The 26,167-nt window shown below is 55.2% G+C and carries 25 protein-coding genes; 16 read left to right on the forward strand and 9 right to left on the reverse strand.

The genetic code is table 11. The features are described from left to right. Nucleotides 1–17: 17 nt before the first annotated feature. From trbG to IEI95_RS07135, 4 genes are all read left to right on the forward strand, one after another. Nucleotides 18–869 carry a P-type conjugative transfer protein TrbG gene (gene trbG, locus IEI95_RS07120; RefSeq protein ID WP_194416280.1) on the forward strand — a complete coding sequence of 284 codons (852 nt, stop codon included), beginning with the start codon at nt 18–20 and terminating at the stop codon, nt 867–869. Next, nucleotides 869–1,345 carry a conjugal transfer protein TrbH gene (trbH, locus tag IEI95_RS07125; RefSeq protein WP_194416203.1) on the forward strand — a complete coding sequence of 159 codons (477 nt, stop codon included), beginning with the start codon at nt 869–871 and terminating at the stop codon, nt 1,343–1,345. Before trbG ends, trbH begins: the two co-directional genes overlap by 1 nt. An 11-nt stretch (nt 1,346–1,356) precedes the next feature. Beyond that, nucleotides 1,357–2,679 (forward strand): IncP-type conjugal transfer protein TrbI, encoded by a 1,323-nt coding sequence (locus tag IEI95_RS07130; protein WP_194416204.1) that lies wholly within the window; start codon nt 1,357–1,359, stop codon nt 2,677–2,679. A gap of 87 nt (nt 2,680–2,766) precedes the next feature. After that, nucleotides 2,767–3,048 (forward strand): hypothetical protein, encoded by a 282-nt coding sequence (locus IEI95_RS07135; protein WP_156587754.1) that lies wholly within the window; start codon nt 2,767–2,769, stop codon nt 3,046–3,048. A gap of 277 nt (nt 3,049–3,325) precedes the next feature. Here IEI95_RS07135 and IEI95_RS07140 read toward each other — a convergent pair whose 3' ends face one another. The 9 genes from IEI95_RS07140 to IEI95_RS07180 all read right to left on the reverse strand — a co-directional run bounded on the left by IEI95_RS07140 (nt 3,326) and on the right by IEI95_RS07180 (nt 12,176). Further along, on the reverse strand, nt 3,326–4,417 hold the full coding sequence (locus IEI95_RS07140; protein ID WP_194416205.1) for an alanine racemase: 1,092 nt from the start codon (nt 4,415–4,417) through the stop codon (nt 3,326–3,328). Beyond that, entirely contained in the window at nt 4,407–4,811 is a 405-nt protein-coding gene (locus tag IEI95_RS07145) for a Rid family hydrolase (protein ID WP_194416281.1), read from the reverse strand. The genes IEI95_RS07140 and IEI95_RS07145 overlap by 11 nt, the downstream gene beginning before the upstream one ends. Before the next feature lie 43 nt (nt 4,812–4,854). Then, nucleotides 4,855–5,922, reverse strand: coding sequence for a sn-glycerol-3-phosphate ABC transporter ATP-binding protein UgpC (locus tag IEI95_RS07150; protein ID WP_194416206.1), 1,068 nt, complete (start codon nt 5,920–5,922; stop codon nt 4,855–4,857). Continuing rightward, the gene (locus tag IEI95_RS07155; protein ID WP_194416207.1) at nt 5,919–6,848 is read right to left on the reverse strand and encodes an N-carbamoyl-D-amino-acid hydrolase; all 930 of its coding nucleotides are present in this window, start codon (nt 6,846–6,848) and stop codon (nt 5,919–5,921) included. The genes IEI95_RS07150 and IEI95_RS07155 overlap by 4 nt, the downstream gene beginning before the upstream one ends. After that, nucleotides 6,848–7,786 carry an NAD-dependent epimerase/dehydratase family protein gene (locus IEI95_RS07160; protein WP_194416208.1) on the reverse strand — a complete coding sequence of 313 codons (939 nt, stop codon included), beginning with the start codon at nt 7,784–7,786 and terminating at the stop codon, nt 6,848–6,850. Before IEI95_RS07160 ends, IEI95_RS07155 begins: the two co-directional genes overlap by 1 nt. Further along, on the reverse strand, nt 7,783–8,610 hold the full coding sequence (locus tag IEI95_RS07165; protein ID WP_034950167.1) for a carbohydrate ABC transporter permease: 828 nt from the start codon (nt 8,608–8,610) through the stop codon (nt 7,783–7,785). Before IEI95_RS07165 ends, IEI95_RS07160 begins: the two co-directional genes overlap by 4 nt. A 3-nt stretch (nt 8,611–8,613) precedes the next feature. Beyond that, a complete protein-coding gene (locus tag IEI95_RS07170; protein WP_234934174.1) occupies nt 8,614–9,495 on the reverse strand; it encodes a carbohydrate ABC transporter permease in 882 nt (293 codons plus the stop codon). A gap of 119 nt (nt 9,496–9,614) precedes the next feature. Next, nucleotides 9,615–10,967 (reverse strand): ABC transporter substrate-binding protein, encoded by a 1,353-nt coding sequence (locus IEI95_RS07175; RefSeq protein WP_194416209.1) that lies wholly within the window; start codon nt 10,965–10,967, stop codon nt 9,615–9,617. Nucleotides 10,968–11,273: 306 nt separating this feature from the next. Then, nucleotides 11,274–12,176: an IclR family transcriptional regulator gene (locus IEI95_RS07180; RefSeq protein ID WP_194416210.1), complete on the reverse strand. Its 903-nt coding sequence runs from the start codon at nt 12,174–12,176 to the stop codon at nt 11,274–11,276. A 132-nt stretch (nt 12,177–12,308) separates the two neighbouring features. On the opposite strand from IEI95_RS07180, the gene hydA reads away from it, so the two are divergent. The 12 genes from hydA (at nt 12,309) to IEI95_RS07240 (ending at nt 26,107) form a co-directional block, all read left to right on the forward strand. Next, a complete protein-coding gene (gene hydA, locus IEI95_RS07185; RefSeq protein WP_156551588.1) occupies nt 12,309–13,685 on the forward strand; it encodes a dihydropyrimidinase in 1,377 nt (458 codons plus the stop codon). Nucleotides 13,686–13,687: 2 nt separating this feature from the next. Beyond that, nucleotides 13,688–14,416, forward strand: coding sequence for an SDR family NAD(P)-dependent oxidoreductase (locus tag IEI95_RS07190; RefSeq protein ID WP_034950165.1), 729 nt, complete (start codon nt 13,688–13,690; stop codon nt 14,414–14,416). A 495-nt stretch (nt 14,417–14,911) separates the two neighbouring features. Then, nucleotides 14,912–15,916, forward strand: a complete 1,005-nt coding sequence (locus IEI95_RS07195) for an aldose epimerase family protein (protein WP_156551586.1) — start codon at nt 14,912–14,914, stop codon at nt 15,914–15,916. 1 nt (nt 15,917) lies between these two features. Beyond that, nucleotides 15,918–16,709, forward strand: a complete 792-nt coding sequence (locus tag IEI95_RS07200; RefSeq protein WP_034948757.1) for a GntR family transcriptional regulator — start codon at nt 15,918–15,920, stop codon at nt 16,707–16,709. 35 nt (nt 16,710–16,744) lie between these two features. After that, the gene (locus IEI95_RS07205; protein ID WP_194416211.1) at nt 16,745–18,781 is read left to right on the forward strand and encodes a hydantoinase/oxoprolinase family protein; all 2,037 of its coding nucleotides are present in this window, start codon (nt 16,745–16,747) and stop codon (nt 18,779–18,781) included. After that, on the forward strand, nt 18,781–20,463 hold the full coding sequence (locus IEI95_RS07210) for a hydantoinase B/oxoprolinase family protein (protein ID WP_156551584.1): 1,683 nt from the start codon (nt 18,781–18,783) through the stop codon (nt 20,461–20,463). The genes IEI95_RS07205 and IEI95_RS07210 overlap by 1 nt, the downstream gene beginning before the upstream one ends. Beyond that, on the forward strand, nt 20,456–21,484 hold the full coding sequence (locus IEI95_RS07215; RefSeq protein WP_156587727.1) for an SIS domain-containing protein: 1,029 nt from the start codon (nt 20,456–20,458) through the stop codon (nt 21,482–21,484). Before IEI95_RS07210 ends, IEI95_RS07215 begins: the two co-directional genes overlap by 8 nt. Then, on the forward strand, nt 21,481–22,449 hold the full coding sequence (locus tag IEI95_RS07220) for a carbohydrate kinase family protein (protein WP_194416212.1): 969 nt from the start codon (nt 21,481–21,483) through the stop codon (nt 22,447–22,449). Before IEI95_RS07215 ends, IEI95_RS07220 begins: the two co-directional genes overlap by 4 nt. Then, nucleotides 22,446–23,186, forward strand: a complete 741-nt coding sequence (locus tag IEI95_RS07225) for an ABC transporter ATP-binding protein (RefSeq protein WP_156551581.1) — start codon at nt 22,446–22,448, stop codon at nt 23,184–23,186. The genes IEI95_RS07220 and IEI95_RS07225 overlap by 4 nt, the downstream gene beginning before the upstream one ends. Nucleotides 23,187–23,227: 41 nt before the next feature. Continuing rightward, nucleotides 23,228–24,052 carry an ABC transporter permease gene (locus IEI95_RS07230; protein ID WP_156551580.1) on the forward strand — a complete coding sequence of 275 codons (825 nt, stop codon included), beginning with the start codon at nt 23,228–23,230 and terminating at the stop codon, nt 24,050–24,052. Nucleotides 24,053–24,126: 74 nt separating this feature from the next. Next, a complete protein-coding gene (locus tag IEI95_RS07235; RefSeq protein WP_194416213.1) occupies nt 24,127–25,230 on the forward strand; it encodes an ABC transporter substrate-binding protein in 1,104 nt (367 codons plus the stop codon). A gap of 85 nt (nt 25,231–25,315) precedes the next feature. Beyond that, on the forward strand, nt 25,316–26,107 hold the full coding sequence (locus IEI95_RS07240) for an N-acyl homoserine lactonase family protein (protein ID WP_052118493.1): 792 nt from the start codon (nt 25,316–25,318) through the stop codon (nt 26,105–26,107). The last annotated feature ends 60 nt before the right edge of the window (nt 26,108–26,167 follow it).

Genomic DNA, 26,167 nt, shown 5'->3' on the forward strand with positions numbered 1-26,167 from the left:
AAGGCATGGCCCCGAACATGATCATCCCGCGCACAAGAACACGGGCCACGCTGACGGGCGCGCGCGCCTCGGCACTGTTGGCGTCTTTAGTGGTCGCTCCCCTGCATGCATATGCTGCCGATAGCGTCACAGCCAACGAAGCAAAGGGCATGGGTATCTCCACCCAGTGGCGCGGGTCTCGGGGTCTCGTCACCAAGGGGCCTGACGGCAAGGTGATCTTCCTTTATGGCGAGGTGCAGCCTTCCGTTGTCTGCTCGCCTTTGCAGGTTTGCGACATTGAATTGCAAGGCGGTGAGGTCGTCCGCGACGTCCTGGTCGGCGACACGGTGCGCTGGAAGGTGGAACCCGCGACTTCGGGGGCGGCCGGAGGGCAGGCCATCCACCTGATCGTCAAACCGTCGGAGCCGGGTCTTGTAACCTCCATGGTGGTGACGACGTCCAGGCGGACCTATCACATCCAGCTCAAATCCCATTCGACCCAGTATATGGCGCGTGTCGGTTTCGAATATCCGGAGGATGTTTCAACAAAGCTCGCCGACATCAATGCCCGGCTTGAAGCAAGCACCATCCCGGGCGCGGGTGTCCCCGCCGAGCAGCTGAACTTCAGCTATTCCGTTTCGGGCAGGGCGGGTTGGAGACCGACGAGGGTCTATTCCGATGGGCTCAAGACCTACATCCAGTTTCCACGCTCGATCTCCGGCCAGGATGCGCCTGTTCTGTTCGTCACGTCAGGCGGGCAGAACCGGATCGTCAACTACCGGATGAAGGGCGACATGATGGTCGTCGATTACCATGTCGATCGCGCGGTGCTCGTGTCGGGGGTCGGCTGGAAACAGGAAAAGATCACCATCAAGCGGGGAGGGCGGTAATGAACATCCCTCTCTCCCATTCGCGCGCCTTGCAACCCCTCCTCAACTTTGCTGCAGCCTGCGCCCTAGCCGCCCTTCTTTCCGGATGCCAGTCGACCGCAACAGAAGGGCTCGTTTCCAGCACAGCGCCGCCGGAAATCTCCGGTCCCGCTGCCAGTGCCATCGCCGGCGATATGGTGAGCCGCCTTGCCGAACAGATCGGGCCGGGAAAGGCGACCGTCGCTCTGAAGGTGGACGCCTCGCCCTTCGGACAGGCGCTAGAAGCGGCGCTGAAGGGATGGGGCTATGCTGTAATCACCGACCAGAAGACGGATAGCGGCACGACGGTCATTTCGCTCGCCTATGTGATCTTGGCTGTCGATGGTCAGGTGCTGGCCCGTCTATCGACAAACAGTGTCGAGCTCGGCCGCGCTTATTCAGTCACGGCAAACGGCGCGACGCCAGCGAGCGCCTTGTCGATCATGCGGCGTGGGTGAGGGAGGGTCATATGGTGCAATCTCTCAATCTCGGCGGCGCCCCAAACAGCCAGGCCCCATCCGCTATTCGGCGGATCAATCGCCTGCCGATCGTCGTCATCATCGTCCTGACGGTCGCGTTTCTTGGCGTGATCTTTTATGGGCTGGCCTCGCGCGGTCTCTACTTTGGCAAGGACAGCGGCCCGGAGACAAGTTCGGGCAACCCCGCTTCGACATTCGCCGACCAGATCAAACGCGGCGTCACCGATGGCATTATCGGCGAGCCGCAGCAGCAGACCACCTTCCAGCCGACGCCGATCGAAACGAAACAGGTCGACGAAAAGGCCAGCAATCCCTTCACACCACAGCCAAGCCAACGCGAGGTGCAGCAGCGCGGTCAAGAGCTCGAAGCGGAAGCCGTCTGGCGGGCTCGTCTTCAGCGAGAACAAAAGGAACAGGTTCTGCGGGAGCAGCAGCGCCAGCGGATGGCCCGCCTGCAGGCGAACAACGCGGCCTATGATGCGCCGCTTGCCATAGATCGCGGCAAATTGGATGGGCGTGCTGAAACGCATGATGCGACCGCAGACACGGCTGCAAGAGCCGCGACAGTTCCGACAAACACCGGAAGCCCCCCCGATCTCTATGCAGCGGCGCTCCGCGCCGGGCTCGGTGGTCAAAACGTTGATCCCAATGCACAAGGCGCCAAGGAGGACTTTTTTAACGCCGACCTGAAAGAGCTTGGCTACTTGCCGAACCGTGTCGTGCCCCAACAATCGCCCTTCGAGCTGAAGCGCGGTTCGGTCATTCCGGCAACACTGATCACTGGCATCAATTCCGATCTGCCAGGGCGGATCACCGCCCAGGTGAGCCAGAGCGTTTACGACAGCGCGACAGGCCACCGTCTGCTTATTCCGCAAGGAACGAAGCTCTTCGGTCGCTATGACAGCAAGGTGTCTTTTGGTCAGAAACGCGTTCTCGTCGTGTGGACCGACATCATCTTCCCGAACGGCTCGACTTTACAGATCGGCGGCATGTCGGGGACGGATGCGCAAGGATATGGTGGTTTCAACGACAAGGTGAACAATCACTATCTGAAGACGTTCGGCTCGGCGGTGCTGATTGCCCTGATCGGAACAGGGATCGACATGGCCGTTCCGGAAAGTTCGACGCTCGCGACCCAGGACACGGCCTCGGATGCAACGCGGCGGAATTTCGCAGAAACGTTCGGTCGTGTCGCGGATCGGACCATCCAAAGAAATATGGACGTGCAGCCGACGCTGGAAATCCGCCCCGGGTACAAGTTCAATGTCCTGGTCGATCAGGACATTGTTTTCCCGGGTGACTATAAGGATTGACGAAGGGGCGTAATAGGGGGGTGGGTCACGTGCTTGATCTAAGCGAGCGCCAAGTGGGGCGTCTGCTGGAGCGCATTCGAACCGGCCGTGCTGCATATCATTTTCATCAAGATCGCCAACGGCCCCACCTCCCTGTTCACGCTGGTGTTGGAGAACCGGGCGATCGAAACTAAATGGGAGAGCGATGCGGTTGCGGCCTTAGTCTGGCTCAATCGGCCCGAAGTTGCGATAGCTTGCCATCGCGGGCCTGAAACGGGTCACCTTCGCCGAGGATCGGTGGCGAGAGTGGGTGTCATTTCACAGCCTTTTCCAAAGAAGACGAATCCGTTGTCGCTATTGCAGCTTTCGACGACGTTAAAGCCTTTATGAATTTCATGGCGAAAGTTTTGCGGACCAGGTAGCTGCATAGAGAGACCGTCTTGACTGCGGCGCGGAGTCCACTCCGCGCATTTAAGTCGGGTGCATCGCTTTCGTCCATTCTAAAGTGAGCAAGATTGCCTCCGGATCGATTGGGCACGTCTCAACGGCGGCGGCATATTTGACCATCTCGTGGTTTGGCTGCTCGATCACCTTTCTGATGAGCGCCAGTTAAAGCGTCGGGAAATCCATTTTGGCGATCTTACCTATTGTTTAAGTATTTCATTTTTCACCAAACCATGCCTCGGGCAGCTACCATTTCGACTCGCGTAACAAGACCATTCCGGTGGAACACAACCCGGTCGAACAGATTACTGATTGGACAAGCATGGTTAGGAATGACCTTCACCGCCGACCCGACCTCCGCAAAAGATCGTCCAAACTCGACGACGGCGTGTTCCTCATAAAGTGCAACAATTCGGGCATCGTCGAAGCCTTCGACGAGACCGTAATTGTCGAAACCGATCAGATCAGAGGTCAGCGATTTTGAGCCGCAATCTAGTATTGCCCGCCCAGGACTAGGACGAGACACGACGGTCGCCAGCATCGCGATTGCGACATCCTCTGCCCTGCAATGTCCTACGCGTACCATGCTGCGATCGTTGTAAACATAGGTGCCGGCGCGATGCTCGTTTGCCGAGGGAACGATGTCCGAGTTGAACAGATCGGGAGACCCTCCGTTGGACCTGATCGGGCACGAGATGCCACGATCCGCAAGGAGGGCCATGCTCTCTGCAAAGAACCGTTCAACAGTCCCTGCAGACCCTATTGCTGGATAGGTCAGAATTCCTGCAAATTCGAGAGAGGCGTGCGTCTTGATGGATTCGGCAAGACTGACGACCGCTCCTGGTGTTTTGACGCCACAGCGACCTCCACCCGTGTCGCATTCCACAAGGACAGCCAGAGGTCGGTCCGGTCTAAATTTGATAGCAAGTGCTTCAACCACCGTGCCACTGTCTGCGACGACCTTCAATTTTGCGACACGGGAATTAAGAGCCTGCAAACGAGTGAGCTTTTTGGGGCCCACGATATTGTAGCTAAGCAATATGTCTTCGAACCCAGCATCCGCGAATACCTCGGCCTCAGTTAATTTCTGACAATTGATCCCCACTGCGCCGGCCGACAGTTGCTGTCTTGCGATCGCAGGCAACTTGTGGGTCTTAATGTGCACCCTTAATGATTTGTCACATTGGTTCATGTAGGTTTGAACACGAGCAATGTTGGCGGCAACTCGGTCTTCGTCGATGATCGGCATCGGGGTCGCAACGAGATCTATGGGCGTGCCTATGGAGGGCCATGGAAAAGTAACACTATCGGACATGATGGGCCGGCCGATAGGCAACTACATCCATTTCCACTTTGGCGTCGACCATTATAAGCGACTGCACAGTTGAGCGCGCCGGCGGACAATCGATGAAATGTCTTTCGAAGACGGCATTGAAACTGGAGAAATCACGCGCGTCATGCAGCCAGACATTCACCTTAACCACATCAGCGAGCGTACAGCCGGCAAGCGCAAGTACTGACTTGACGTTGGTGATCACCTGTTCGGTCTGCGCCACTATATTGCCTGCAACTATCTCGCCGTCAATTGTTGGAACTTGGCCGGAAACATAAACGAAATCGCCCGCCCGCACCGCCTTGGAAAAGGGCCGTTTCTGACCACCTGCCTGACTGTCGGCTGCCTCGAATCGCACCAATCCGTGCTCATCCATCATACCCATCCCCATCAAAAAATACGATCTGCGTCCGCCGCGATCAGGCTAAACTCAGGCGCTCGCCTGACGCCCGGTCGAAGAAGTGCAGGTTCTGGGCCACTGGCTTCAGCCGGATATAATCTCCGGATCGGAACTTTCGTTCACTGTTTTCGATTGTCACGAGACTTGTGCCGTCCTCGGTGCAGGCATGAATGTAGGTCTGCGAACCGGTCGGTTCGACGAGCGTCACCTTGGCCCGCAGGCCGTCTTCCTGGTCGAGAAGCAAGTCTTCGGGACGTATTCCAACGACGAACTCTCCCGCCTTCGATTGCACGTCAACTTCCGTCCGAAACGTCGCCTGCTTGCCAAGCGACACGCCGCCGTTCCCATCGCGTCTGGCATCGATAAAATTCATCTGCGGAGATCCTATGAAGCCCGCGACGAAGGTGTTCCTAGGCTTTCGGTAAAGCTCCATGGGCGTATCGATCTGGATGATCTCGCCCTTGTCCATGATCACGATCCGATCCGCCATAGTCATGGCCTCGATCTGGTCATGCGTGACATAGATTGTCGTCGTCATCAGGCGTTGCTGAACTTCCTTGATTTCCGACCGCATGACCACGCGGAGTTTCGCATCAAGATTTGAAAGCGGTTCGTCGAAGAGAAACACCTGTGGGTCTCGAACGATCGCACGTCCCATTGCTACGCGTTGGCGCTGACCGCCTGAAAGTTCCTTGGGCCGCCGCTCGAGCAGTGCCTCAAGATGAAGGGTTCGCGCGGCTTCCAGAACTTTCAATTTGATCTCGCTTTCTGGACGCTTTTGCATGCGAAGGCAGAAGCCAAGGTTTTCCGCGACCGTCATATGCGGGTAGAGCGCGTAGCTCTGGAAAACCATGGCGATATCGCGCTGCTTGGACGGCAGCTGTGTGACGTCACGCGAGCCAATTCTGATCGCGCCACTGGTGGAACCTTCCAGCCCCGCAACGATCCTCAGCAGCGTAGATTTGCCACAACCCGATGGACCGATCAGGGCGACGAACTCCCCTTCCTCGACATGGAGATTGATGTTTCTGAGCGTGTGGATCGCGCCGAAATGTTTGTTCAGGCCTTCTATGCTGACTGCTGTCATCGAATGCTCCCGTGGGATGCAAGCAGGCCGTCATAAAGTTCAGGACGCCTGTTGCGCTCAAAATTGAATTCTTCCGCCTTGCCGTTCAGGCAATCGTCCAGATCGCAGTCCGCGACTGCAATCTCGTCGTCGACGCCCTTTGTCTCGGCGATGACGCGGCCGTTCGGATGGATAATGCAGGAACCGCCCATCAGGTCGACGCCATCCTCTCGACCGGCCTTTGCTACGCCGACAACGAAGGTGGAGTTCTGGTAAGCGCCTGCCTGCATGCACAATCGGCTCTGGAACATGCGCAGTTCCGGCGACTGTTCCGCTCGGGGATTATGGATCGGCGTCGTGTATCCGAGCATGATCAACTCGACGCCTTTCAAACCCATCATCCTGTAGGTTTCCGGCCACCTGCGGTCGTTGCAGATGCACATTCCCACCTGGCCATCGAAGGCATTGACGACGGGAAAGCCGAGATCGCCGACTTCAAAATAGTACTTTTCCAAATTCTGAAAGGGATCGTCAGGGCGGTAATCGGCATGCCCTGGCAAATGCACCTTACGATACTTAGCTGCGACCAGGCCGTCACGGTCCACAAGAATCTGTGAATTGTATCGATGCTTGGCCCCGCCCTCAGTCGTGATTTCGGCATAGCCCAGGCTAAAGCCAATGTGTCTACGGCGCGCCAGATCGAAGAGCGGCTGCACATCCGCGTTGGGCATGTCGTGCTCGTAGAAATCGTCCGCTTTATGAAGATCGGCGAGATAAGTCCGGGGAAAGAAGGTCGTCAGCGCAAGCTCGGGAAAGACCGCGAGATTGCAGCCGTCATCGGCTGCTTGATCGAGCAGACCCATCATGCGGCTCACTGTTGCACGGCGTGGTTCAGCGGAATTAACCGGCCCCATTTGTGCTGCGGCTATTCTGAGGACACGCGTCATTATTCTTGCTCCATAATTTTGCCGTTAAAACGAATGTGGGTCATAAGCTCCGCCATGCCATGTTCCATGGAAATCCGGGGTTGAAACCCCAGATCGCTCGCGGCAGCGGCGATCGAAAATATCGGATGGCGATCTTCGCCGGGGTCAGGACTTTCGCCGATCCGGTAATCGAAGCCCGGGACGAGGCGAGCAACCAGATCTGCGATGCTGCCGAGATCCCGGCGTTCACCGCCGGTGATTGTATAGGCCGATTGCGCGGGTCGATCCGCCTTGAGCGCTAGAACAATTGCCGCTGCCACGTCATCGACATGCACATACTGCCTGAAGTCGTGGAGGCCGTGTTCCAGTATCCCGCAATGGCCCCGTACAGCCGCATCCAAAAGGGTGCGGACGGCACAGAAGTGCCTGCGGTCGGGGCCATAGACCGTGCTGATCCGCAAGGAGACCGTACTTATGCCGAACTGTTGGCCATGACCGGTGACGATCAGCTCGGCCGCGGCCTTAGAGGCGCCGTAGAGGCTCTTGGGCCGCAGCACGACATCTTCGATGACCGGACCATCACCGGCAATGTCTCCATAGACGCTCGTTGACGAGCAGTAGATCATCCGGCGGATGCCAGCTTTCCGCCCAAGCTCCAGAAGGTTCATGGTGCCGCCGACGTTGACGGGTGCGATCAGCTGCGGGTTTTCTCTTGCATCAGCCGGGCCTGAAATCGCCCCACAGTGAACAATCGCCTCTATCGCGCTGCTGGCCAGTGCATCGGTTGCCGCGCTGTCGGTGAAATCCAGTGACCGGCAATGGGCGGAAGCAGCGCGGTCGGTCGCCAAAACCTGGAAGCCCTCATTGCGCAGCGCCCGCGTAGCGGCTTTCCCGATCAGCCCTGCCGCCCCCGTAACCAATATCTTCGGCTTCTCCCCGCACGGTTTGATCGGGGTCATTTCACAGCTCCGAATGTCAGACCGCGTACAAGGTGACGCTGGCCGACCCAGCCCATGATCAATACGGGCGCGATCGCAAGTACCGCGGCCGCCGACAGCTTGGCCCAGAAGAGGCCCTGCGGCGCCGAATAAGTTGCGATGAACGCCGCGAGTGTCGCCGCCTTGGTCGTTGTGAGGTTGATGCTCCAGAACGCTTCGTTCCAGCATAAGATGATCGAGAGCAGCGCCGTGGACGCGAGCGCCGGACCGGAGAGCGGAATCAGGACATATCGGAATTCCTCCCAGAGGCCGGCGCCGTCGATGCGGGCGGCTTCGAGGATGTCGCGGGGAATGTCGCGGAAGAAGGAGAAGAGCATCCACACCACGATCGGGAGGTTTGCGAACATGAACAGCAGGATCAGGCCAAGATGTGAGTCGATGAGCCTCATGTCTCGGTAGAGAATGTAGATTGGGACAAGAACGCCGACGGGTGGCATCATCTTCGTAGACAGAAGCCAGAGGAGCGTCTGCCGCGTCTTCGCTGTTGGAAAGAACGCCATGCTGTAGGCGGCCGGAAAGCCGATCAGCAGCGCCAGCAGTGTCGCAGCGACGGACGTGTAGACACTGTTTAGCGCGAAGGTAAGGTAATTTGATCGGGCCAGGACCGTTCGGTAATTATCGAGCGTCGGTTGGAAGATCAGTGATGCCTCCGGCGACAGAGCGTCGATCTCGGTCTTGAAGCTGGTCAGGAACATCCAGATGATCGGGAAGATGAGAATGATCACCGCGCCCCAGCCAGCGATGAAATTCAGGACCGTCGAGGATGAGGATCCGGGCTTTGCCATAGGTCAAATCTCCAGAGAACGAGACACTGTCTTTGCCAGGAAATAGGCAACGACATTAGCCAGTATGATCGAAATGACGCCACCCGCGGATGCCAGGCCGACATCAAAGCGCAGCAGCGCCTGCACATAAATCAGGAACGAAAGATTGGTCGATGCGAGACCCGGGCCACCCGATGTGGTCACGAAGATTTCGGCGAAGACCGACAGCAGGAAGATCGTCTCGATCATCACGATAATGCCGATCGGCCGCGCGAGATGCGGCAGCACGATGAAGCGGAATGTTGCGAAGGCGCCGGCACCATCCATCGCCGCGGCCTCCTTCAGCTCATGGTCGAGCGATTGAAGGGCCGTCAGCAGGATGAGGGTCGAGAAGCCGATCCACTGCCATGCAATGATAACGATGATCGAAAACATCGGCAACGTGCCGAACCAATCCACCGCCGGCAGCCCTACGAGGCCCAGCACGGTTGCCAGCAATCCGTTGACCGGATCGAGAAGTAGGTTTTTCCAGATCAGCGCCGCAACCGTCGGCATTACGAAGAAGGGCGAAATGGCCAGGACGCGGGCAATTTTTGCCCCCACAAAGTCGCGGTCAAGCAGTAGAACCAAACCGATGCCGAGGGTCACCGTTATGGCGATCACGCCGAGTACGACATAGATCGAATTCAGCGCCGCGATCGCCAGCGAGCTTGAACTGAAAAAATAAAGGTAGTTGTCGAGCCCGACAAACTCCCGCCCAGCAGTGTTCACCAGATTGTAGTGCTGGAAGGAGAACCACAGGGTCATGATGGTGGGTACCGTCGTCCACACCAACAGCACCGCGACTGAAGGCGCGACGAGATAGACTTTAGGACGGGTGCTCACAACCTTGGCGGAAGAATCCACCTGGGTGGTAGCATGCTCAAGGGTTGATGAAGTTGAATTCACGTCTGATTCTCCGGTGCCCTCCGGAACTGCGCCCGACCGAAGTATCGGCCGAGCGCAGCGCCGGGAGGAAAAGTTTGCTACTTCTTTAAGTAGCCCGACTGTTCCATGGTCTTTTCCGTGAAAGACTGACCGGCCACGAGCGCTTGATCCACTGTTTGCTGGCCGGTGAGTGCGGCTGCAATCTGCTGGCCGACCTCTGTACCGATGCTCTGGTATTCCGGTATCGAAGCATAGGTTATGCCCGTATATGGTACAGGATCCTTGCTGGGCTTGGTTGGGTCCGCCGACAGGATCGCGTCCTTGACGAAGTTCGCGAAGGGCGCAACCTTCTGGTACTCGGCAAGATCATAGGTGGACTGCCGAGTACCCGGCGGGATCACTATCCAGCCCTTCTTCTCACCCACAGCCCGGATATATTCCTTCGAGGTCGCCCAAGCCATAAAGCTTTTTGCAACGTCGGCCTTACCCGACGATTTGGGAATGGCGAGAGCCCACGCCCACTGCAGCGCGGCGCCGTTTGGCACATCAGCGATCGGTGCCTTGGTAAATCCGACCGTGGCGGCGACTTTACTTTCAGCCGGATCGAAGAGGTAACCCGCGGCGACCGTGGCATCAATCCACATACCGCAATTACCACCAGCGAAAAGCGCCCGCGTCTCGTTGTAGCCGTTGGATGTCACCCCCGGCGGGCCGTATTTTTTGAGCAGGTCGACATAAAGATTTACAGCCTTGTGCCAGGCCTCGGTGTTGATCTGCGGTTTCCATTCCATGTCGAACCACTTGCCACCATGGGTGTTGACCGAGGTCATGATCGGCACCATGTTCTCGCCCGAGCCCGGCTTACCGCGAAGGCAAAGGCCGTAAACCTTCTTGGCGGGGTCGTGGACCTTAGCGGCGAATTCGGCGATTTGCGCATAAGTCGGCTGTTCGGGCATCGTAATCCCGGCTTTTTCAAACAGGTCGCGGCGATAGTAGGTCATCGAGCTTTCAGCGTAGAATGGCAGGGCAAAAAGCTTCCCTTCGGTAGAGAGGCCCTTGCGTACAGTCTCGAAGATATCGGCGTAGTCATAGTCAGCACCGAGATCATCGACAGGGAATAGCCAGCCGTTCTTTCCCCAGATCGGCGCCTCGTAGGAGCCAAGTGTGATAACGTCGAACTGGCCGCCATCGGTAGAAATGTCGGTTGTGACCCGCTGGCGTAGCACGTTTTCTTCCAGCACAAGCCAATTGATGGAGTTGCCAGTCTTCTGCTCCCAGTCGGAGGAGAGCTCCTGCATGATCACCATGTCCTGGTTGTTCACCGTAGCGATAGTGATCTCTTCTGCAGCCGCCTGTGAGAGGCCTAGCGCCAAGAACGCGGCAGCGCAGACCGTTCGCCCACTGGCGCGGAGGCGGGACGATGAACCGATGTATTTACTCGTGATCGACATTTCATTCCCCTTTTTTTGAAGTTCTCTATACAGAATGCCGTTCTGTATGGCGATCATAGAAGCGGGTCAGGGAATTTCTGTCAAGGATAATTTTAGAATGGCTGCGTATGCCGTATGCAGCGCGTGGGCGTGCAAGACTAGCTGCCCAAGTGGTACTCTGATGATTGCTCTGACCCTCTCAGACGTTCAGGCAGCATGGCCGCGGCTCTTAGACATGCGAAATTGACCGCTACCATGCCATGGGGCGGCTGCCGCTAACGCTGCGAATGGCTATGACGTGTGGGTACGTGGACGTGGATTCTTTAGTTAGCGGCGGAAGTTTTCAGGCAGACGCGCCAGGGTCTGCTGGTGGATCTCCGCCACTGCAACCCGCATTGCGGTCGACACCTCAACCTCGAGAGCACTCATGACGTCAATGGGCGCAGAGCAGTTGATAATAAACACCACGTCCCCGCTCTTACCGAAAATTGGCAGGGCAATAGCCATCAGCCCATCCGTGAATTCGGCACGGCTGCGCGCATAACCCCGCTGTCGGCTGGCTTGGAGTTCGGCAACCACCTCATCCTGGGTCGTCAGCGTCGCTGCGGTATACTGAACTGGCGTCCAGTCATCGAACCACGTCTGAACTTTCTCCTCCGGCAACCAGGCAAGATATGCACGCATTTGAGCCGAGGCATCGCGTGGGTAGCGAAAGCCGATCGGCAAGGAGACTTCCATACGCATCGGATCGTGGAATTTATCGATCAGCATGAAAGTCTGATCGGGCATCGGCTGAGACAGAACGAATGGAAGACCGATGGCATTCACCAGGCCGGCAATTTCAGTTCGAATGATGTCGATCATCGGTATGGACAGCAGCTTTGATACGCTTCCTAGAAGCCCGGGATGGAGAGCGTAAGTTTTCGCTCGCTCGTCAAATCTTAGCCAACCGTGTTCCTGCAGCGTCTTAAGGATCGAATGGCAATGACTTTTAGTAATTTTCAGCGCCGACGAAATATTTGCAAGCGTTGTCTCATCGGCAGGCTGCCAATTGAGATATTCAATAACTGCAATCGCCTTATCCAAGGCCGGCACTAAGCCCAAGCCCGGTTTGCCGCCTTCGCCAACTCCGGATGTCACCGTCCAATGGGTACCGTCGTGGCTGAGTTTCTCGGGTGCCTGTGACGATGGCTCTTGCATGGGTGTCACGGTAGGGCGGGGAGACTTCATGATGAAAACCTTAAGTGAAGCATGACGCCTAACACAGCTTTTCTGCTTATGTCATCCAAAAGCCGTTGACCGAGAGAGGCCGCAATATTATGTTCTCTTAATAGCACATCATTCTGCATAAAGAACAGGCGTATGATAGATCTTATTATTGTCGACGGCACGATTGCGACCAACGCAGGGACTTTCGTGGCCGACCTTGCAATCAATCGCGGCCAGATTGTGCAGATTGGAGGCATGCTGCCCGCGGCGCGACGGACTATATCTGCAGAGGGGCTGCTGGTGCTGCCGGGCGGCGTCGATGTTCATACCCATCTCGACGCGCCTTCGCTCGACATGATGACCGCAGATGATTTCCGGTCCGGCACGATCGCCGCAGCCTGCGGCGGAACGACGTCCCTTATCGACTTCTGCCAGCAGACTCCTGGCGGCACGCTCGCGCAGGGTATAGCTAACTGGAATACCAAGGCCGAAGGCAAGGCAGCGATTGACTATGGCTACCACATGCTGATCCCGGATTTTAATGCCGAGATCGCGAACGAGCTAGCGACACTTCCAGATAAAGGCATCACCAGCTTCAAGCTGTTCATGTCCGGAAAGGGCGGCGCCATGGTGGACGACCATGCGCTGATCACGGCCATGGATGTAGCAAGGAACTGCGGTGCGATGGTTATGGTACATGCCGAAAACGGCGATGCCGTTCATTTTCTGCAGCAACAACTTTTGCGAGAGGGAAAAACAGAGCCTAAATACCACGCCGCTAGTCGCCCCGCCAGAGCAGAAGCAGAAGCGACCGCCCGTGCTGTCGCGCTGGCGGAGATGACGGGGGCTCCGCTCTACATCGTTCACGTCACCTGCGCCGAGGCCCTTGACGAGGTGGTACGTGGCAAACTGCGTGGCGCCCCGGTGCTTGCAGAGACCTGCACCCACTACCTCTATCTGACGAAAGATCACCTTGATCGACCCAATTTTGAAGGCGCGAAATACGTGTTCTCTCCACCGGCTCGCACAAGGGCGGATCAGGAAGCACTCTGGCTGGCGTTACGCCACAACATTCTCGAAACTGTGTCATCTGACCATTCCTCGACGCGTTTTCACGATCAGAAGCAGGGTGGGCGCGGCGACTTCACAAAAATTCCCAATGGTCTTCCAGGAATCGAAGAGCGTTTCATTATGCTCTATCAAGGTGTGGTTGAGGGTCGCATCACTATAGAGCAATTTGTCGACCTCGTAGCCTCAAGACCGGCGCGAACTTTCGGACTATCACCTAGGAAGGGTACGATCGCAGTCGGCTGCGATGCTGACCTAGTGCTCTTCGACGCCAACGCTCGACGCACGATCCGCAATGACGAGCTGCACCATGCTGTGGATTATTCCGCCTATGAAGGGATAGACGTCCGAGGAAAAGTGATTTCTGTGCTGCTCCGGGGGAAAGTTATCGTCGAAAATAGCAAGTATTGCGGCGAACCCGGTTATGGGCGGTTCCTGCCGCGCGCGCGGATGGAGCATTGATAATGCGAGCAAACCGCCAACGAACAGCGCTCATCTTTGGTGGGAAATCGGGAATCGGCGCAGCTGTAGGAAACCTGTTTGAGCAGTCCGGCTTGAGGATCTGCGTGGCAGACCTTTTCGAACCGTCCGAACTTGTGCAGGGTTTATCCTTAGATCGTATCGTATGCGATGTATCCGATGCAAAATCGGTCAGACATGCAGTCGACGGCGCATTGCAAACACTTGGTCATATCGACATCCTGATCAACAATGCCGGGACCGGCACATCTGCCACTGAACTTCAACAGGTATCCCTGCAAGAATGGCGGCGTGTCTTTGAGGTAAATATTTATGGCACGCTGCACGCCATCCAAGCCGTGCTTCCCCACATGTTGGAGCGCGGTTATGGCCGCATCATCAATACAGCATCGCAGCTAGCTCATAAGCCTGCACCCGGGCAAGCGGCTTACTGTGCGTCCAAAGCTGCGCTCGTTGCTCTCACTGTTTCGCTCGCCCAAGAAGTCGCTGCGAAGGGCATAACGGTAAATTGCGTCTGCCCCGGGCCGACCGATACCCAAATGTGGCACTCGAGCGACCCGGCATGGAAGGAATGGAAAATATCCCAGTTGCCAATCAGACGCCTCGGAAGCGTCGACGAAATCGCTTCAGCCTATCTTTACCTTGCCAGCGATGAAGCCGCCTTTATGATCGGACAGAGCCTTTCACCAAATGGTGGGGACGTGATGTGGTGATATCTTTTTTAGAAGCAAGGATTGGATCATCCGATGACGACTTCAACTTGCTCCGCAGTCCGAGTGCCTTTCAACATAATTGGGACCCTGCCTCTGGGACGGAATCTTTCGAAATCAAAGCGGACCTTCACAGAGTCGGATGACAGAAGGCGCGATTTGACTTGGTCCTTCAAGGGTCGTGCTAAACTTTCGTGAAGAAACTGCACTGCACGTCTGTCATTGGTTAGGCTTGCAACGCATCATCTTGCCTAAGGCCAGACGCAATTACACGTAGGAAGAGCACGCGCCAGCTTTCGATTCTCTATCTTTTCGGGAGCTTATGCGCTGCCTTTGTAAATTCAGTACTTGATAGAGACACCTCCGCGACCACCCACCTTTCATCAGGTTAAAAAAAAGCAGTTTTTAAAATTTTTCTCTTGCAATCACCCATTTGTTATAACAACATAATGACATAATAAAAGTACGCCTCAGTAAGAGGCGGCGAAGAGGTGAACAATGCTTTACAAACTGCAAGGCCGCAGCGGCTTATCCGTGGAATTTTTAGATATCGGCGGTTGCGTTAAATCGATCATAACGCCCGACAGGTCAGGACATGCGGCCAACGTTGTGATGAGTTTCGCAACAGAAGCCGAATATCATCGCGACCACCCGTATTTCGGAGCGCTAGTTGGCCGTTTTAGTGGCCGCATCGCCAAGGCAAGATTTGCGCTCGATGGTGTTGAGTACTCATTGTCTGCGAATAACGGTCGCAACCACATCGCAGGAGGAGCTCAAGGTTTTGATAAGAAAATCTGGAGCGTGGAGGTCTTGTCGGAATCTTCGGCAAAATTGACTTATAGTAGCCCGGACGGCGATGAAGGATATCCTGGAAAACTTGATGTCTCTGTAACGTATAGCGTCACGAACGACAATGAGTTTCAGATTGACTACGAGGCTATAACAGACAAGCCAACAGTGCTGAATCTGACAAATCACTCCTATTTCAATCTTGGTGGCGAAGGAAGCGGCACGGTTGAAGGCCACGTCCTCACAGTCAATGCCGACAAGGTAATCGAGGTCGATGACGAGCTCATTCCAACCGGCCGTATTCTTGATGTGGTCGAAACACCGCTCGACTTCAGAACTCCCCACACAATCGGCGCTCGGATACGGAGTGGACATCCGCTCACAAAATTTGCAAAAGGCTATGACTGCAGTTTTGTCCTTGATGGCAGCAAGAACCTGCGCGTCGTGGCTCGTGCTTATGACCCTGTGACTGGTCGAATACTTGATGTTCAAACCACTGAACCCAGCCTTGCATTCTACTCGGGTAATTTTCTCAATGGAAGTCTGATTGGGGCAAGTGGAAGGCAGTATAGACAAGGAGATGCTTTTACGCTTGAGCCGCGCCATCTGCCTGACTCTCCAAACCAACCGTCCTTTCCGACAACCACGTTGAGACCTGGCGAGCGCTACGAAGCAACAACCATCTATCGTTTTTCAACCGATAGCGGGAGATAAGATGAACATGTCGAACCGACTCGTGAAAAGCGGCGTCCCGCTTGTTTATCAACTGGGTGAGATTTTTCGTCTCAAGATCGCCAATGGCGAATTGAAAGCAAATGATCCCTTTCCGACCGAAGATCAGATCTCAAAAACATATGGCGTTAGTCGTATGACCGTCCGCCTAGCACTCGCCAAACTGGTCAATGAAGGCTTCATACGAAGGCAGCAAGGCGTCGGCAGTTTCGTCAATCCCAAGGGCCTAATGCGCCCGGATGAAACGCAGCCAGTCACACGCGACATGTCCGATGTTAAGAGCACAACGAACATCCTGGAGGCAGCAGGTAAAACTGTAAGTACCAAGGTAATTTCGTTTTCCTTAAGCAAACCGTCTCCGAGAATTGCCGAGCAACTCGACATTGCGGAAAGTGATATGATTTTCCACTTCGAGCGTGTTCGTTTCGCTGACAACGAACCCGTCGTGCTCGAAAAAATCTGGGTTCCTGAAAAGATTTGCAGCTCGCTAACCCAGAGTGACGTCGAAGGTTCTGTCTATCGCGTACTTGCAGATCGATTTGGCCTGAACGTAACTGCTGCACACCAAGCCCTTAGGGCTGAAATTGCAGACGAGAACCTCGCTGCGATACTGGACGTGGCTACTGGGTCTCCAATCATGCGCGTTGCAGGCGTGAGTTACACCGACACTGGCGCACCGGTGGAAGTCGAGGAATCCTGGTTCCGATCAGACATGATGGAATTCATAATAGAACTGGGCAGTTTGTCGACTTACGCTCGTTTGATCGAAGACTAAGCGACAATTAACAACAAAATCTGATGAGGGATGCGATGAACAATAGATCGCCACAGAAGCTTGCTGTCGAAATTGGCGGCACATTTACCGATATTATTCTCTTCGAGGACGACGGAAAGCAGCCAAAACTAACGACACTGAAAGTCCCATCCACTCCGCGCCAGCCAGAAAAAGGGGTACTTTCCGGCGTCGACCAACTTGATATTGCCTGGCCTGACTTGCACGACGTGCTGCACGGTTCGACCGTTGCAACTAATGCAGTTTTGGAACGCAAAGGTGTTCCTACGGCGCTCATTGTAACCCGTGGATTCCAAGACATTCTCGAAATCCAGCGGGGAGATAAGACAAACATTTACGATATTTTCTACCAACGGTCGCGTCCAGTTGTTCCACGGGAATGGGTTCTTCCGGTTACCGAACGCCTTGATGTGAGCGGTGATGTGCTCGTGCCCTTGGCTGAAGAAGAGATCCGCAGCTTGGTTCCTCGACTCCTGGAAGGGGGCATTAAAGCCGTCGCGATTTGCTTCCTTCACAGCTACAAGAACTCACAACATGAAGACCGGGTTCGAGCAATCATAGAGGACATCGCGCCTGAGCTTCTCGTCCTCACGTCGTCGGAGCTTTTGCCACAGTTCCGTGAGTATGAGCGAGCCAGCACGGCTACAATGAGTGCATACATCTCACCGATTATGTCCCATTACATTGGACAACTCACCGAAAAGCTTGAAGAGCGTGGGTTCGGTGGCAGCCTGTTCATTACGCAGTCTAATGGTGGAGTTCTGCCTGCCAACGCAATCCGTCGTGAAGTGGTCCGGACGCTGTTGTCTGGTCCTGCTGCCGGTGTGACTGGAGCAATCTACGCGGCAGAACAAGCCGGCATGCAAAACATCATTACCTTCGACATGGGTGGCACGAGCACCGATGTCTGCCTCATCAACGACGGTCAACCGTTGATTACAACTGAGAATATGCTGAACAATCTACCAGTTGCTGTTCCGATGATTGATATTGCAACTGTCGGTGCCGGGGGCGGTAGTATCGCCGCGATTGACCGCCACGGGATGATGCATGTCGGGCCTGAAAGTGCAGGCGCTGATCCAGGCCCGGCCTGCTATGGTCACGGCGGGACATTTGCGACTGTTACCGACGCGAACGTGGCGCGTGGTATTATTCGACCCAAGACTTTTGCCGGCGGGAACTTCAAACTCGATTCTGAAGCGGGCCACGGGGTGATCGAACGCCTTGGCCAAGATCTGGCTATGACCGGGGCGCAAGCAGCAGAGGCCGTCACCCGGATTGTTGAAGCCAACATGACCCAAGCCATCCGTTTGGTGTCGACACAGCGTGGTTACGATCCGCGAGATTATGTACTCGTCGCCTATGGTGGTGCTGGCCCGATCCACGCAGCCTCTGTAGCGAACGAACTCGGTATAACGCGTGTACTCGTGCCACCACATGCCGGTGTGTTGTCGGCATTTGGACTTTTGGTTGCCGACATCGCTCGTGACTACGTGCAAACGGATGTTGCGCTCGCTTTTGACCTATCTCCCGATGATTTCCGCGCAAAGATCGAAGCTTTGGCAGAGAAGGCCCGCAAGGAATTCGAGTCACATGGTTTCGGCGCGAATGAGCTCAAGGTTTTTGCCGGGCTCGACGTTCGTTATGAGGGCCAGGCCTTCGAACTGCCGATCTCAATCGATCCAGAGACCGTCACATCCGACCTAGTCACGACCCGTCTGCATGACGCTCATTACAAGCGCTATGGCTTCGCGTTTGAGAACGAAAGTGCCGAGGTGGTGAACTATCGTCTGAAGGTCGTCATACCTCGCAAGACCAAAGATGTCTCGGTTCATGTCAATGAGACAGGTCCGGTATCAACCGAACTTGGCTCTGTGCTTCTGCGCGGTGAGGCGCGTGAGACCGTGTTCTGCAAGAGCGAGACTATGACGCTCGAAACCACAATAACCGGTCCTGCAGTTCTTGAGGCGGACACCTCTACTTGCTTTCTGCCGGAGAATTGGACTGCCCGTCTGCTCGAAAGCGGAAGCGTTCTTCTTGAGAGGAAAAACTGATGACTACTGTTGATCCCGTCACCTTCAATATTTTTGCCAACAGCGTCCAAGCCATCGCTCAGGAGATGAGCAATGATTTCATTCGGACTGCTTATTCCACCGTCATTCGCGAAGCCGCCGACTGCTCGACCTGCCTTGTCGATCGCAAGGGCAGAGTCCTCTCACAGTCGCAGAATATTCCTCTGCATCTCAACTCGGTGAGCCCAGCGGTTCAGGGCGCGCTTGCCAAAACCGACATTACAGCGCTCACCGAAGATAGCGTCATTATTCTGAATGACGCCTACAACGGCGGCCAACATCTCTCGGACATCTATCTTTTTTCGCCGATCATCCACGATGGAACACTTATTGGATTTTCTGGGTCGGTAGGGCACCATGTCGATCTCGGCCACTCGCCCGGCTACAATCTCTACGCCAGAGACGTTTTCGAAGAACGTATGCGTTTCACGCCAATGGTCTTTTCACTGTCAAGAGACTGGAACGGTGGCATCCTTGAACAGCTGATCCGGGCAAATGTGCGTATCCCCCGCGATACGATCGGCGACCTCAACGCGCAGTTGACGGCCAACGAGACGGGCCGACGCCGCGTCAAGGAATTGATCGCTCGATATTCTGTGGACACCGTCATAGCTGCATCGGACCAGCTCCTCGACTACGCGGAATCGTTCATGCGCGAGGCTATCAGCGAAGTTCCCGATGGTACCTACCGAGGAATAGACTACATCGACACGGATGGTCTCGAGCAGACGAACCTCGAAGTGCATGTCGCTGTCACCGTAAAGGGTGACACTTTGCATCTCGACTTTGAAGGCACATCGGCGCAGGTGAAAACTGCAATCAATTGCCCCCGCGCCTCGACGATTTCGTCTGCATATTCTGCGCTGAAAATGCTTCTGACAAAGCCGTCAATCCCGTTGAACGATGGTTCCTACCGTCCGATCAGCATTTCCGCTCCGGAGGGCAGTCTCGTAAATCCCATCCCCTTCGCGCCGGTCGAGGGTCGCAATGTGGTGGTCATGCGCGTTTTTCAGTCGATCCTTCTTGCCCTTTCAAAGGCTTTGCCGGACCGTATACCGGCCCCGGGTTACGATACTCGCACGGAAGTCGATCTACATTGGCAGGGTGCTCGCACTTACCATGCGATCAGTGAGCAACTTGGAGGCGGTTATGGCGCAGGTCCAGGTAATGACGGAGCCGACCAACTGGACGATCCATTAGGTAACTGCCGAAATACCCCTGTGGAAGCGCTCGAACTTTCACAATCCTTTTTTAGGGTTGAGCGCTACGAATTGAGGCCAGACTCCGGCGGGGCGGGGCGATATCGTGGAGGTCTGGGCGCTGTACGCACCTATCGCTTCCTTCAAGATGGCGTTCATATGAGCGTGTACTCGGACCGGTTCATCAACAAGGCGCCGGGTGTTCAAGGCGGGCATGACGGAACGAACGCCTATATCAAAGTTACGAGGAAAAATGGCGTTGAAGAGCAGTTGCCGCCCAAAGGTGCTGCGGTACTCAATTCCGGTGACGAGCTCGAGGTCGCGATCGGCGGCGGCGCTGGCTACGGTGATCCAAGAAGCCGCGAACCCGAAATGGTTCGTGCTGATGTCCGTTCCGGCAAGGTAACCGAAGACTCCTTGAAAGCCTACCAAGGCGGACAGCCGGGAGAACCGGCGAATGCATGATCTGATCGCAGATATTAAAAGCCAGTCCGAAACTTTGCTCGCCAATGCCGGCCTTCTCGACCAAGCCTATCACAGCTCAAGCCGTTGGACGGGTGGTAGCGATGGCTTCGTTATAACAGGTATGGCAACTTCTCTGTGGGCCTGGCATTCGGCAAGTCTGATCCTCAGTACCGCTGGCATCGGACACGCGGTCGCTGATACGAGCGAATATCATCGGTACGGAACCGCGCAGAGTGACACTTCCCCGTTGATTATCACTAGCCGATCCGGTGAATCCGCAGAAATTATCAATCTACTGGATGTCGTCCAGCCCGGAAGGCCGGTCATCGCTGTTACCGCGTCCGAGCACAGTACGCTTGGACGCAAAGCAACTAACGTCTTGCCGTTCAAGGCGGAAGAGAAGGCGTTCTACAACACGTCTTCTTTTACCACTACGCTCTGCGTCGCAACCTCAATGGTCGCCGGATTGGCGAACAGAACCGATCTGGCACCCGCTGTTTGGCTAGCAAAGCTTGCGGAAAAAGTCGATGTCGTGGCCAACCTAGATCAGGAAGTCTTTGCTGCGGCAGCTGCCGCCATTGCGAAATCTCGCGTTGCTATCATGACCGGCCGTGGTCACCTTATCGGACTCGCCCAACAAGCATCGCTTGATTTGCAGGAAGGGATGCGCATTGCAGCAATCCCGGTATCCGGCGGCTTGCTACGTCATGGGCCGATGGAACTGATCAACCTGCCAGACAGTGTCGTTGTTATGCTCATTCCAAACGATCACATGGCTGGAATTATGGTTCGGTTGGCCTCTGACCTGGTAGGCTACGGAGCTTCAGTAGTCGCGATAGCAGCTGGCCCTGTAGATCTGCCGGCAGGCGTCAGTGTGATCCGGGTTCCCGAAACTATCCCGGAGCTAAATGCGGTTGTTTTTGCTGTTGCGCTTCAAAAACTAAACGTGTCGGTCGCCCAGGCACTGAACATGAGTACAATTGAGCCGGCCCTCATCCCCAAAATTACGAGGGTAGAATGAGTATTGATGTTCTCGCTATAGGTGACCTTACGGTCGACCAGATATTCGGCCCTCTTCGTGATCTCCCTACATGGGGAAGAGAAACCGAAGTCGATACTATGGATGTACGCTTAGGCGGAAACACCGGGAATTTCGCGCTCGCGGGTAAGGTGCTTGATCTTAACGTTGTCTGCGTGGGGCCGGTCGGAAAAGATGACAATGGCCTCTGGATCAAGAATGAAATGGAGAAGAGCGGTCTGAACACAGACCTGCTCGACTTTAGAACTGACTCTCCGACCAGTGTTACAACAGCACTCGTCAGGGAGGACGGTGAGAGGTTATTTATCACCCTCCCGGGCGCATTGGCCAAACTTGGCCAGACATTGCGCCAGTCCCGCTACTCTGATGCGAAAATCGCCTTACTTTCTGGATGGTGTCAACCTCCTCGCGTTGCAATGGACATCTTGCTTGACGCGTTCACACGATTGAGGACAACCGGGACCAAGATTGCGATCGATCTCGCATGGTCGGAAGCGAGTTGGGGCGTCCGTGATGACGTCCTGCAAATCCTTTCCCAGGTAGATTTTGCGCTAATGAATAGCGACGAGGCAGCGGCTCTCTCAGGCGAAACAGACCTGATATCTGCGGCTGAAACGATCTCTGAAAAGCTCGCCCAATCCGCCGTTCTGGTCATAAAAAATGGTGAACATGGTGCGCTCGTTAAAGAGCGTCACAAGCCTTGCGTCATCGTCCCGATTGTGCCGATGGGTGAACCGGCGCACGCGGTCGGGGCAGGCGATTGCTTCAATGCGGGATTTTTTCATGCCGTCTTCGTCCAGAAACTCGATGCGGAAGCCGCCACAGCGTTCGGATGCGATTTCGCAACGTGGATGCTGGTGCACGGCAGGGAGGCAATAGTTGATGTCTCGACTGTCTCTTCATCTCGACGTCAAGCCGGACTGAACCAATCGGGGGATCTGCTATGATGAGAGACTTACGGCTAGAGTCCGTAACAATCGCCTATGGCGAAAAAACAATCCTTGAAAATATTGATCTGACGGTTACCAGGGGCGAGATTATTTGCCTGATCGGCGCCAGCGGTTGTGGGAAATCGACACTCCTAAATGCGGTAGCAGGCCTCATACCTGTCCGATCGGGCTCGATCCTTCTGAATGATAATCCAGTCACTGGTCCATCCGCCGATCGTGTGATGGTTTTCCAGGATGACGCTGTTTTCCCGTGGATGAAGGTCCGTGAAAATGTCGAGTTCGGACTTAAGATCAAAGGTCTTCCTGAGGGTGAACGCAATCGCATCGTAAATGAGAAGCTCGCGACTGTCGAACTGTCGCATGCCGCAGATCTATACCCCAGGGAATTGTCAGGCGGCATGCGCAAGCGCGTCGATCTGGCTCGCGCGCTCGCGGTCAGTCCTCAAATGATCTTGATGGACGAGCCTTATGGTGCATTGGACGCCATGACCAAGGAACGTCTTCAAGTCCAGTTCCTGAAGGTTTGCGAAGACACAAACGCCACTTCGCTATTTGTCACGCACGATATCGAGGAAGCGCTTTTCCTCGGCGATCGCATCGTCGTGCTCGGTCGAAACCCAGGCCACGTAGCGCATGTCATTGATGTGCCGTTCGGAAAAGATCGAACCCTCGAACTCAAGCGAACCGGTGTTTTTCAGCAGCTTCGAGGGACCGTGTCGGATCTCATCGTCTAACACATCCAGTAAATTAAACCCATAAAAAAGGGGAGCCAAAAATGGCCGTTAAAACAGAGGTGCCCACCGGCAGGGCGGCCCGAACGAACAAGTTGATCCGGCAGTTATTCGTCCCACTCGTACTGGTCGCTCTGTGGTTTGCAGCAACCTGGAACGGTACCATCGACCCGATTTTTCTACCTTCACCGGCAGATGTGTGGCGCTCCTTCTTGTCGTTAGCACCGCTCTTGCCTCAGAGTCTCGCGGCGAGTGTTTCGATGACGCTTGGCGGCTTCATTGGCGGTAGTCTCCTTGGCCTCGCAATGGGGCTTACGATGGCATACAGTCGGCTCGCTCGAGAAATCTTTGGTGGCGTTCTCGATTTCTTTCGGCCTATCCCAATCTTCGCGCTGATACCTCTTTTCATTCTTTGGTTCGGTTTGGGCAAAACGCCACAAATTGTCCTCATCGTCCTGGGTACTTCGCTCGTCATTGGTGTTGCAACGATCGAGGCGATCAAGAACGTACCCGCGGTGTATATTCGTGCAGGCCTGGTACTCGGCGCTCAGCGCGGGACGATCTACAGATCGATCATCCTTCCGGCAATTTTTCCCCATCTGCTCGGCGCAATTCGGGTAGCCGCTGCCTCGTCCTGGGGACTCGACGTTGCCGCCGAATATATTGGCGCGCAGGTCGGACTTGGCCATCTGATGATTATCAGAGTCCAATATCTCGACACCGCGGGCATCGTTGTGATTGTCGGCATTTATTGCCTCCTTGCCATCATTCTCGACAAGATTGTCGTCGCGCTCGAACGTCCATTAACGCGATGGACGGAAAAGGGGGCAGGCAAGGGTGTTGTTGGTTCCATAACAGGCGCCAGCTGAGTTGCAGAGGCGCGAGTGGCAGCGCTGACAAAAACAATGCCAACAAACATCAACCAAACCAGAGGAAGAACACAATGAAGAAAGCAATGAAAATTGTTGCCGGACTGTCGATAATCCTTTCCGTGCTAGCATCCGGGAGCACGGTGGCACAGGCGCAAGATGCAAAAACTGTGCACGTTGGGATCACGCCATATTTTGATTATATGCCATGGGTCATTGCTAAGGAAAAAGGGCTCGACAAGGAACTCGGCATTGACCTGGATCTCGTGACCATAACGAACACCGCCGCAGGTGTCGCCGCAATGCGTCAGGGAAGCCTCGACATCGTCTCATCTTGCCACGTTTGCGATTTCCCGCTCTATCAGGCTGTCCCTGCGCTACGCAGTTTTCTGATCACGGACCAGTTCAAGGGGTTTATCGTTATTGGTCGAAAGGGAACCGATACGTTTGCCGACCTGGCTCCCAAGATCGGTGCAGAAAAAGCGAAAGAGCAAATTCTCAAGGGGTTCAAAGGTAAGGAATTTCCGACAGTTCTGTCCAGCTACCGTCCTCTTCTGACCGCAGCTCTCGGTCAAGTTGGACTAACTGTTGATGACATCAACGTCATCGAATCCGGGGACGATGCACAGGCTGCATTGGCCTTTCAGCGTGGCACCGGCGACTACTATATGGGTAGTTTGCCGCAAGAGACCAAGCTTCTTGCAATGCCGGACAAGTACGTGAACGTTGGCGGCCATGAAATTCTCGGCCCGGCAGGACTGTGGTACTCAACGATGGTTTCGACGCAGGGTTGGCTTGATAAAAACGAGGACACTGCATTGAAGCTGGCAGCGATCTGGTATCGCGTCTCTCGTTATGCCGACGAACACTTCGAGGAAGTCGCGCCACTTTGGGTCAAGGCAACAAATGAACGGGCTGCGGCGTCATTCACGGTCGATGAGTTCAAGAACACGTTCCAGTTGATGGCTTTTCCAACGCTTGAGAAAGCCAAGACTACGGTCTTCAATCCCGAGTCCGATGTCTACTGGAAGCACTCTGTAGACTTCTATGAGAAGCAGAATGCCGATCAACTTCCAAGCGGCGTGGACCCTGCAACAAGGGCACTCGAAGAGAAATATTACGACAAGCTTGTCGCGAACAAAAAGCTTATCGACTGGGTCAACAGCCCGCTCAAGTAAAGGCCACAGATCGAGCTGAAACACCGGCTCTACGGAGCCGGTGTTTCGTCAGAGTCATAGACGGTGAACCGAAGGAGCCCGACCAATGACGTCCACTCGCCTTTACTGCATGACTGGCGGTACACTTCATTTCGATCAAGGTGTGTTTACACATATGCTGGGAATGGGTCGGCGAATGAAAGCACCCACACCCATATTCCTAGTTGATCACCCGAAAGGTAAAATTCTGTTCGAGACAGGATTGCACCCGAACGCGGCTGTCGATCCGGTGGGGCAATGGGGTGAAGAACGCGCGGTTGATTGGGCGGCCGAGTTTGAGCCAGAACAGGCCGTTGACCGGCAGTTGGCAGCCCTTGGTATTAGACCCGAAGACATCAGCTTTGTTGTTATGTCATGCCTTTATCCGGATCATGCCGGCGGCATGCATCTGTTCCCGAACGCAAAGTTCATTGTTCAATTCCGTGAACTACAAGACGCATGGTGGCCGGATAGACGCCTCACCAAAAGCTACGCCTATCCGGAAATTCAGGAAATCCGAGACCTCGATTATCTCGAACTGCACGATGAGGACTATGATCTGTTTGGCGATGGCTCTGTCGAAATCCTCTTCACACCGGCTCACACGCGCGGTGAACAATCGCTTGTCCTTAGGCTGCCGAATACGGGCACGATTGTGCTCCCTGCTGGAATTTTTCCGCAGAAGGCGAATTACGTGAACAATGTGATGACGGGAACGCCCATGGTCGATCCCGCTACTGCACATCGATCAATGGCGCGGCTGAAGCGTATTGCAGAACGCGAGAATGCCATGGTGATCTTTCATCACGACATTGACGCTTGGGATGACATCCGCAAATCCCCACACTTCTACGACTAGATCGAAAATCCTTTCATTGCGTAGCGCTCGGCGACTGATCGAGCATGACCGAACTGAGAT

The sequence above is a fragment of the Agrobacterium vitis genome (genome assembly GCF_014926405.1).
In the GTDB taxonomy this organism is placed as follows: domain Bacteria; phylum Pseudomonadota; class Alphaproteobacteria; order Rhizobiales; family Rhizobiaceae; genus Allorhizobium; species Allorhizobium vitis_H.